This is a genomic window from bacterium (assembly GCA_021372775.1).
Taxonomy (GTDB): domain Bacteria; phylum Acidobacteriota; class Polarisedimenticolia; order J045; family J045; genus JAJFTU01.
Genome location: JAJFTU010000006.1, coordinates 1 through 8,324, shown reverse-complemented (window position 1 = coordinate 8,324; position 8,324 = coordinate 1). Strand labels below are relative to the sequence as shown.

Sequence of the window (8,324 nt, the reverse complement as noted above, 5' to 3'; positions counted from 1 at the left end):
CCGCCCGACTGACAAGGTCGTTAGTCGCGGGAATGGAACGAACGAAGTTTCCCCATCCGCGCGGGCGGTTCGCCGCGGTAGAATGAGCCATGGCCATCGACTACCGCGAGAACGATCCTTCGCTCCCGCTCGACCAGCTGGCCGATCTTTACCGCGGCTCGGGGCTCGACCGCCCCGTGGACGACCGCGGCTCCTTGGAACGGATGCTCCGCAACGCGGATGTTCTTCTCTCGGCGTGGGACGACGACAAACTGGTCGGCGTCGCCCGCGCGCTCACCGACTTCAGCGTCTGCTGCTACCTCGCGGACCTCGTCATCGCCAAAAGTCATCAAGGGCAAGGAATCGGCCGAGAACTGGTCCAACGGCTGCGTTCGCGCATCGGCGACGAAATCCCGATCGTCGCCGTTTCGCGTCCCGAGGCGACGGGCTACTTCCCCCGTTTGGGGTTCCACTGGGTCGAGAACGCGTGGCGTCTGCCGCGCCGCAAATGACCGGGCCGCGCGCGCGTCGAGTTTGACCCGCCCGCGACCCGCGGCTACCTTGAGACTCCCCGGCGCGGCGGCGCCGGTTTGATTTTCTTGCCCGCACGTCACCGCCGGCCGCAGGACTTCGTCCTCGCCCCGGCGAGGGAGTTGAAATGCATCCGATCGTTTCAGTCACGCAACTCTCGCCCAACGTCACCCGTCTGGTCGTCGAGGCGCCGCGCATCGCGAAGATCCGCCAGCCGGGTCAGTTCGTGATCGTGCGCCTCGGGCCCGGCCACGAGCGGATCCCGCTGACGATCGCCGACGGCGACGCCGAGGCCGGCACGATCACGCTCGTCATTCAGGCGGTGGGGAAGAGCACGAAGGAACTCTGCGCGCTCGCCCCCGGCGCCGCGATCCAGGACGTCGCCGGCCCGCTCGGCCGGCCGACGGAGCTGGCCGAGTCGGGCCACGCCGTCTGCGTCGGCGGCGGCGTCGGCACGGCCGTCGTCCACCCGATCGCGCAGGGGCTCGCCGCGCGCGGCGTCAAGGTCACGAGCGTGATCGGCGGCCGCAGCAAGGAATGGGTGATCTACGAAGAAGAGCTGCGGCGCCACGGCGACGTCGTCGTCTGCACCGACGACGGCAGCTACGGCCGCCACGGCTTCGTCACCGACGCGCTGAAGGACGTGATCGCGGCGGGCCCGGTCTCCACCGTCTACGCGGTCGGCCCGGTGCCGATGATGCGCGCCGTCGCCGAGATGACGCGCCCGCTCGGCGTGCACACGATCGTCTCCCTCAACCCGATCATGATCGACGGCACGGGGATGTGCGGCGGCTGCCGCGTGACGGTCGGCGGCGAGGTCAAGTTCGCCTGCGTGGACGGCCCGGAGTTCGACGCCCACCTCGTGGACTTCGCCGAGCTGCGCGACCGCCTTTCCACCTACATGGACTTTGAACGGCAGGCGTCCGAGCGCGCGGAGAACGCGGGCCACGTCTGCAAGATTCGGTGAGGAAGAACATGGACGCACCTCGTCCCTTGACCGCCAAGGAACGGATGGCGATCGAACGTCAGAAGATGCCGGAGCAGGAGGCCCTGCGCCGCAGCGGCAACTTCGAGGAAGTCAACCTCGGCCTGCCCGAGCAGTTCGCGATGCTCGAGGCGCAGCGCTGCCTCAAGTGCAAGAACGCGCACTGCGTGCAGGGCTGCCCGGTGATGGTCAACATTCCGCGCTTCATCAACTTCCTCGCCGAGGGGAACATCAAGGCCGCGGCGGAGAGCCTGCTCTCCGACAACGCGCTGCCCGCGGTGACCGGCCGCGTCTGCCCGCAGGAGACGCAGTGCGAGGCGAACTGCATCCGCGGCAACCGCGGGCTGCCGGTCGCCATCGGCTACCTCGAGCGCTTCGTCGCCGACTGGGCGCGCGGCGCCCGCGGCCAGCTCGTGGACGAGGTCGCGCCGCCGACCGGCAAGAAGTGCGCCGTCGTCGGCTCCGGCCCCGGCGGCCTGACCGCGGCGGGCGAGCTGGCCAAGCTCGGCCACGAGGTCACGATCTACGAGGCGTTCCACACGCCGGGCGGCGTGCTCGTCTACGGCATCCCGGAGTTCCGGCTGCCGAAGGAGATCGTCCGCAAGGAAGTGGAGCGGCTCGAGGCGCGGGGCGTGAAGATCGTCTGCAACGCCGTGGTCGGGAAGACCTTCACGCTCGACGAGCTGCGCGCCGAGAACGACGCGATCTTCGTCGCCGTCGGCGCGGGGCTGCCGGTCTTCATGAACGTGCCGGGCGAGAACTTCAAGGGGGTCTACTCGGCCAACGAGTTCCTCACCCGGGTCAACCTGATGGCCGCCTGGAGCTTCCCCGACGCCGACACGCCGGTGCTGCACGGGAAGCGGGTCGCGGTCGTCGGCGGCGGCAACGTGGCGATGGACTCGGTCCGCACCGCGAAGCGGCTCGGCGCGTCGGAGGCGACGATCGTCTACCGCCGCGGCGAGGCCGAGCTGCCGGCCCGCGTCGAGGAGGTCCACCACGCGAAGCAGGAAGGGGTGAAGTTCGAGCTGCTGGTCGCCCCGACCGAAGTCCTCGGCGACGACAAGAAGTGGGTCGTCGGGCTCAAGTGCGTGCGGATGGAGCTCGGCGAGCCGGACGCCTCGGGGCGCCGCCGGCCGGTCCCGAAGCCCGGCTCGGAGTTCATCCTGCCGTGCGACGAGGTGATCGTCGCCATCGGCACGCGCGCCAACCCGCTCCTCACCTCGACCTGCCCCGACCTCAAGCTCAACAAGTGGGGGAACATCGTCGCGGACGAGGACGGGATGACCAGCGTCCCGGGCGTCTTCGCCGGCGGCGACATCGTCCGCGGCGCGGCCACCGTGATCCTGGCGATGGGCGACGGCAAGCGGGCGGCGCACGCGATGCACGCCTACCTGACGAGGCAGCCGGCCCGCGTCTGAGGGCCGGCCCGGGCGTCGTTTTCGGCCTCCGAGGCTGTTGGTCGCGGGCGCCAAGGCGAGTAACATTCGCGCCGGGGGCGGCAGGCGCCGCCCCCGGTTTGGCTCCGTCTCGAAAGGAGGACCGGATGAGAAGGTTCGCAGGTCTCGCGCTGGCGGCGCTCGCGGCGGCGCTGTTCGTGTCTCCGGCGCTTGCGGGAGAGGAACGCGGGGGGATCCGTTACTTCGGCGAATTCATGGCCCCCTCCAGCGACTACAAAGTCGGCGACACGCAGACGAAGCTCACGAGCACGCTCGGCGTCGGCCTCGGCGCCTACGTGAAGGCGAACGACTGGATCACGATCGACTTCGACGTCAAGTTCCTCAAGCCGGAAGTCCGCGTCGCGGCCAACGGCGAGGTCGGCAAGAAGCGCGTGCGCGTGCTGCCGATCACGATCGGCCCGATGTTCCACTTCGGCGACGGTGACTGGCACTTCTACGCCGGGCCCGAGCTCGCCTACATGAACTACGGCAAGATCAGCGAGCCCGAGAACGTGAAGTTCAAGAGCCAGCTCACTTGGGGCGTCAAGGCCGGCCTGGACGTTCCGCTGTCGCAGCGTTGGTCGGGCTCGGTCGCGGTCGAGTACATCGACGCCAAGATGACGGTGGACATGGACGGCGGTCCGGACCTCAAGCCGAAGCCGGTCATCGTCTCCTTCGGGGCGACCTACCGCTTCTGATCCGGTTCTTGCTCGTATCTTGAAGCCCCGCCCCGTCCGTGGGCGGGGCTTTTCCTTTGGAGGAACGGGAGATGAAGCGCTTGTTGACGGCGGCGGCGCTGTTCGCCGCGGGGGCCGCGGCGGCGTTCGCGGCGGACGAGCGGCCGGCGCTGCGGCTGCTCGGCGGGGCGTTCCTGCCGACGGGGGACTTGACGGTCTCCGGGCTCGACGTCTCCGTGGACAACAGCTTCGACAACGCGCCCGGTCTCGGCGTCGTCTACGAGTGGAAGCTCTCCCCGGCGTGGGGGATCGACGCGGGGCTCAAGTACTTCCAGCCGGACGTCAAGCAGGAGCGCCGCGGGTTCGGGGCGTACAAGACGAGCGTCCGCTTCATGCCGCTCTCCGTCGGCGTCAACTGGCACTTCACGCCGCGGGGGAAGGCGGACTGGTTCGTCGGGCCGGAGCTGGCCTACGTCTTCTACTCGAAGGACGTGGACGACGAGCTCGTCCCCGGGGTCAAGGTCGGCGTCTCGACGCCGATCGCCCGCGCTTGGGACTTCACGGCCAGCTTCGAGTACCTGCACGCCAAGGGGACGGTCGGCGGCGACGACTTCAAGCCGCGGCCGTTTCTCGTGATGGTCGGGGCGGCCTACCGCTTCTGAGGCCGGATCCCCGAACGGTTCGACAGGGGCCGCCGACGGCGCGACGCCGCGGCGGCCCGCTTGCTATCCTCGACGTTCGAACCGCACCGAATACCCAACCAAGGAGGGTCGTCATGCATCGCTCTTTGCGGATCGCCGCCGCGGCGGCGCTGTTCGCCTGCGCCGCGGGCGCCGCCTCCGCGCAGGTGGACGCGCGGATGATGCGGCAGCCCGACGTCTCGGCGACGGAGATCGTCTTCGTCTACGCCGGCGATGTCTGGGTCGTCCCGAAGGCCGGCGGCGAAGCGCGCCGCCTTTCCACGCCGCCCGGCGAGGAGGCGTTCCCGCGCTTCTCCCCCGACGGCAAGTCGATCGCCTACACCGCCAACTACGACGGCAACCCCGACGTCTACGTCCTCCCCGCCGCGGGCGGCGAGGCGAAGCGGGTCACGAACCACCCCGACGTGGACCGCCTCGTGGACTGGACGCCGGACGGTTCGCTGCTCGTGGCGAGCCCGCGCGAGAGCGGCCGCCCCGACCGGTTCGAGAAGCTGTTCGTCGTCCCCGCCGCCGGCGGCGCGCCGAAGGCGCTGCCGATGCCGTACGGCGAGTTCGGCGCCTTCTCCCCCGACGGGTCGGTCCTCGCCTACCAGCCGATCAGCACCGAGTTCCGCACCTGGAAGCGGTACCGCGGCGGGATGGCCTCGGAGATCTGGCTGCTCGACCTCAAGACCAAGAAGGCCGAGCGGCTCCCCTCGACCGGCGCGAACGACGCGCTGCCGATGTGGCACGGCGCGACGCTCTACTTCATGTCGGACCGCGGCCCGGAGAAGCGGAACAACATCTGGGCGTTCGACACGAAGACCAAGGCGATGCGCCAGGTGACCCACTACGCCGACTACGACATCCACTTCCCGGCGATCGGCCCGCAGGACATCGTCTTCGAGCAGGGCGGCAAGCTGCTGCTGCTCGGCCTCGCCGACGAGAAGGTGCGCGAGGTGCCGGTGAAGGTCGCGACGGACGAGGCGACGCTCCGGCCGCGCGCCGAGTCGGCGGCGAAGTACGTCCAGAACGGCTCGATCTCGCCGAGCGGCAAGCGCGCGGCGATCGAGGCGCGGGGCGACGTCTTCTCCGTGCCGGCCGAGAACGGCCCGGTGTTCAACGTGACCCGCACGAGCGGCGCGGCGGAGCGGTATCCCGCCTTCTCGCCCGACGGCAAGTCGCTGGCCTACTTCTCCGACGAGAGCGGCGAGTACGAGCTCTACGTCCGTCCGGCCGACGGAACCGGCGCGGCGCGCAAGGTGACGGCGCTCGGCCCCGGCTTCCGCTACCACATCTTCTGGTCCCCCGACTCGAAGCGGGTCGTCTTCGTCGATCAGGCGATGCGGATCAACCTCTGCGACGTCGCGACCGGCAAGGTGGACGTGATCGACCGCGGCCTCTACATGTTCCACGGCGACCTCGAGGCGTTCTCGGTGGACTGGTCGGCCGACTCGCGCTTCGTCGCCTACGGGCGCGACGCCGCGAATCGCAACACCGTGGCCTTCGTCTACGACGTCAAGGACGCGAAGCTGCACCAGGCGACGGCGGACTTCTACGCCGCCGCGCGCCCGGCCTTCGACCCGGAGGGGAAGTACCTCTTCGTCGTCACCAACCGCGACTTCAGCCCGATCTACAGCGACCTCGACAACTCGTTCATCTACGCCAACACCTCGCAGATCGCCGCGATCGCCCTGCGCCGCGACGTGCCCTCGCTCCTCGCGCCGAAGAACGACGTCGAGGAACCGAAGAAGGACGAGGCGAAGAAGGAAGAGCCGAAGAAGGACGAGGCCGCGAAGGGCGCGGCGGCGAAGCCGGCCGAGGCCAAGGCGGCCGAGGCCAAGGACGAGAAGAAGGACGAGAAGGGCCCCGCGCCGGTCACGATCGACTTCGAGGGGCTCGAGGAGCGGCTCGTCGTCCTGCCGCTGCCCGCCGGCAACTACGACGGCCTGAAGGCGGTCGAGGGGAAGCTGGTGATCCGGCGGCGCCCGCGCACCGGCGCGGCGGACGAGAAGTCGCCGCTCGTGCTGTTCGACCTCAAGGAGCGCGAGGAGAAGACGATCCTCGCCGACGTGGACGGCTTCGAGGTCTCGGCCGACGGGAAGAAGATCCTCGTCGCCAAGAAGGACGACTGGGCCGTCGTCTCGGTCGCTCCCGACCAGAAGATGGACAAGAAGCTCGACTTCGCCGCGCTGCGGACGACGGTCGATCCGCGGGCCGAGTGGCGCCAGATCTTCAACGACGTCTGGCGGATCGAGCGCGACTACTTCTACGACCCGGGGATGCACAAGGTCGACTGGCCGGCGATGAAGGAGCGCTACGGCAAGCTGCTCGAAGGCGCCGTGACCCGCTCCGACGTCAACTTCGTCCTCGGCGAGCTGATCGGCGAGATGAACGCCTCGCACTCCTACCGCTTCGGCGGCGACCTCGAGCGCTCGAAGCAGCAGAACGTCGGCCTGCTCGGCTGCGACTTCGAGCCGGAAGGGCGGGCGTTCAAGATCAAGCGGATCCTCCACGGCGCGCCGTGGGACGCCGAGGCCCGCTCGCCGCTGGCGCAGCCGGGCGTGAACGTCAAGGAAGGCGAGTACCTGCTGGCGGTGAACCGCGTGCCGCTCGACCCGACGCAGGACGTCTACGCCGCGTTCACCGGCCTCGCCGGGAAGGCGGCGCTGCTGACGGTCAACTCGAAGCCGACGACGGAAGGGGCGCGCGACGTCCTCGTCGAGACGCTGGGCGACGACTCGCGGCTGCGCTACCTCGACTGGATCGAGGGGAAGCGGGCCTACGTCGAGAAGCGCGGCGGCGGCCGGCTCGGCTACGTCTACGTCCCGTCCACCGGCGTGGACGGGCAGACCGAGCTGGTGCGGCAGTTCCGCGGCCAGGTGCAGAAGGACGGGCTGGTGATCGACGAGCGGTTCAACAGCGGCGGGCAGATCCCCGACCGCTTCATCGAGCTGCTCAACCGCCCGCTCTACAACTTCTGGGGCGTGCGCGACGGCGCCGACTGGCAGTGGCCGCCGGTGTCGAACGTCGGGCCGAAGGCGATGCTGATCAACGGCTGGAGCGGCTCCGGCGGCGACGCCTTCCCGTTCTACTTCAAGAAGGCCGGTCTCGGTCCGGTGATCGGGCGCCGCACGTGGGGCGGCCTGATCGGGATCTCCGGCGCGCCGACGCTGATCGACGGCGGCGGGGTGACCGCGCCGAACTTCGGGATCTACAGCCTCGACCACAAGTGGATCATCGAGGGGTACGGCGTCGATCCGGACATCGAGGTGGTGGACGATCCGTCGCTGATGCTCGCCGGCGGCGATCCGCAGCTCGACCGGGCGATCGACGAAGTGCTGGCGCGGCTGAAGACCAATCCTCCGCCGCGTCCGGCGAAGCCGGCCTACCCCGACCGCGCCAACTGACTTTTCGCTTCACCGGCGTCTTGTGCGCCGGGTGTTTCGGCAACGCACGGGCCGGCGGATCTTCCGCCGGCCCGTTTCTTGTCTTCGCGGCGGAATCTCCCGCGGGGCCATCGCGACGTGATCTGCGCAAAACGCTGCGTTTGCGTTGCGTCGAAATGCCTGCGGGTTTCGTTGGCGTAAGGCCCGCGCGGCTCGAGGGACGCGCGTCGTGCGGCGGGGGCGGCGGCTCCGCCACGGGGCAACGGCTGCGCCGCCGCCCCCGCCGCCCGACGTGCTGTCGTCTTTGGTGGCGCGTTGGGCCGTTTGCCTGCGGGGGGATGGTTCCTCTTGGATGGTTCGTGCGTCTTGCGTCGCCTCGCGCCGCGGCCTCGGTCGGCGATCGCCGCGTCGTCTCTCGCGCTGTCTCGTCAGGGCGCGTGCGGCTCGGGGGGCGCGCGTCGCGCGTCGGGGGGCGGCGGCTCCGCGACGGGGCAATGCTCCGCCGCCGCCCCCCGCCGCTCGACGCGCTCGTCGGCGTCGCGTCCCGACGTGATTCACGCGCAACGTTGCCTTTGCATTGCGTCGAAACACCCGCGGGGTTTCGTTGGCGTAAGGCCCGCGCGGCTCGAGGGACGCGCGTCGGGCGG

6 protein-coding genes are annotated in these 8,324 nt (G+C 69.8%); all 6 read left to right on the top strand.

The genetic code is table 11. The annotated features are described in order from the left end of the window. The first annotated feature begins 89 nt into the window (after positions 1–89). The 6 genes from LLG88_00255 to LLG88_00230 all read left to right on the top strand — a co-directional run bounded on the left by LLG88_00255 (position 90) and on the right by LLG88_00230 (position 7,698). Entirely contained in the window at positions 90–491 is a 402-nt protein-coding gene (locus LLG88_00255) for a GNAT family N-acetyltransferase (protein ID MCE5245345.1), read from the top strand. Between the two features lie 146 nt (positions 492–637). Further along, complete coding sequence (locus LLG88_00250; GenBank protein ID MCE5245344.1) at positions 638–1,477, top strand: sulfide/dihydroorotate dehydrogenase-like FAD/NAD-binding protein; 840 nt, start codon at positions 638–640, stop codon at positions 1,475–1,477. Between the two features lie 44 nt (positions 1,478–1,521). After that, positions 1,522–2,913 carry an NADPH-dependent glutamate synthase gene (gltA, locus tag LLG88_00245; protein ID MCE5245343.1) on the top strand — a complete coding sequence of 464 codons (1,392 nt, stop codon included), beginning with the start codon at positions 1,522–1,524 and terminating at the stop codon, positions 2,911–2,913. Positions 2,914–3,038: 125 nt separating this feature from the next. Then, positions 3,039–3,629, top strand: coding sequence for an outer membrane beta-barrel protein (locus tag LLG88_00240; GenBank protein MCE5245342.1), 591 nt, complete (start codon positions 3,039–3,041; stop codon positions 3,627–3,629). 71 nt (positions 3,630–3,700) lie between these two features. Beyond that, complete coding sequence (locus tag LLG88_00235; GenBank protein ID MCE5245341.1) at positions 3,701–4,270, top strand: porin family protein; 570 nt, start codon at positions 3,701–3,703, stop codon at positions 4,268–4,270. Between the two features lie 113 nt (positions 4,271–4,383). Beyond that, entirely contained in the window at positions 4,384–7,698 is a 3,315-nt protein-coding gene (locus LLG88_00230) for a PDZ domain-containing protein (protein ID MCE5245340.1), read from the top strand. The last annotated feature ends 626 nt before the right edge of the window (positions 7,699–8,324 follow it).

Excerpts from the sequence above, each read along its gene's own strand:
- LLG88_00255 (MCE5245345.1), top strand. The coding sequence starts at position 90 with ATGGCCATCGACTACCGCGAGAACGATCCTTCGCTCCCGCTCGACCAG.
- LLG88_00250 (MCE5245344.1), top strand. The coding sequence starts at position 638 with ATGCATCCGATCGTTTCAGTCACGCAACTCTCGCCCAACGTCACCCGT.
- gltA (MCE5245343.1), top strand. The coding sequence starts at position 1,522 with ATGGCGATCGAACGTCAGAAGATGCCGGAGCAGGAGGCCCTGCGCCGC.
- LLG88_00240 (MCE5245342.1), top strand. The coding sequence starts at position 3,039 with ATGAGAAGGTTCGCAGGTCTCGCGCTGGCGGCGCTCGCGGCGGCGCTG.
- LLG88_00235 (MCE5245341.1), top strand. The coding sequence starts at position 3,701 with ATGAAGCGCTTGTTGACGGCGGCGGCGCTGTTCGCCGCGGGGGCCGCG.
- LLG88_00230 (MCE5245340.1), top strand. The coding sequence starts at position 4,384 with ATGCATCGCTCTTTGCGGATCGCCGCCGCGGCGGCGCTGTTCGCCTGC.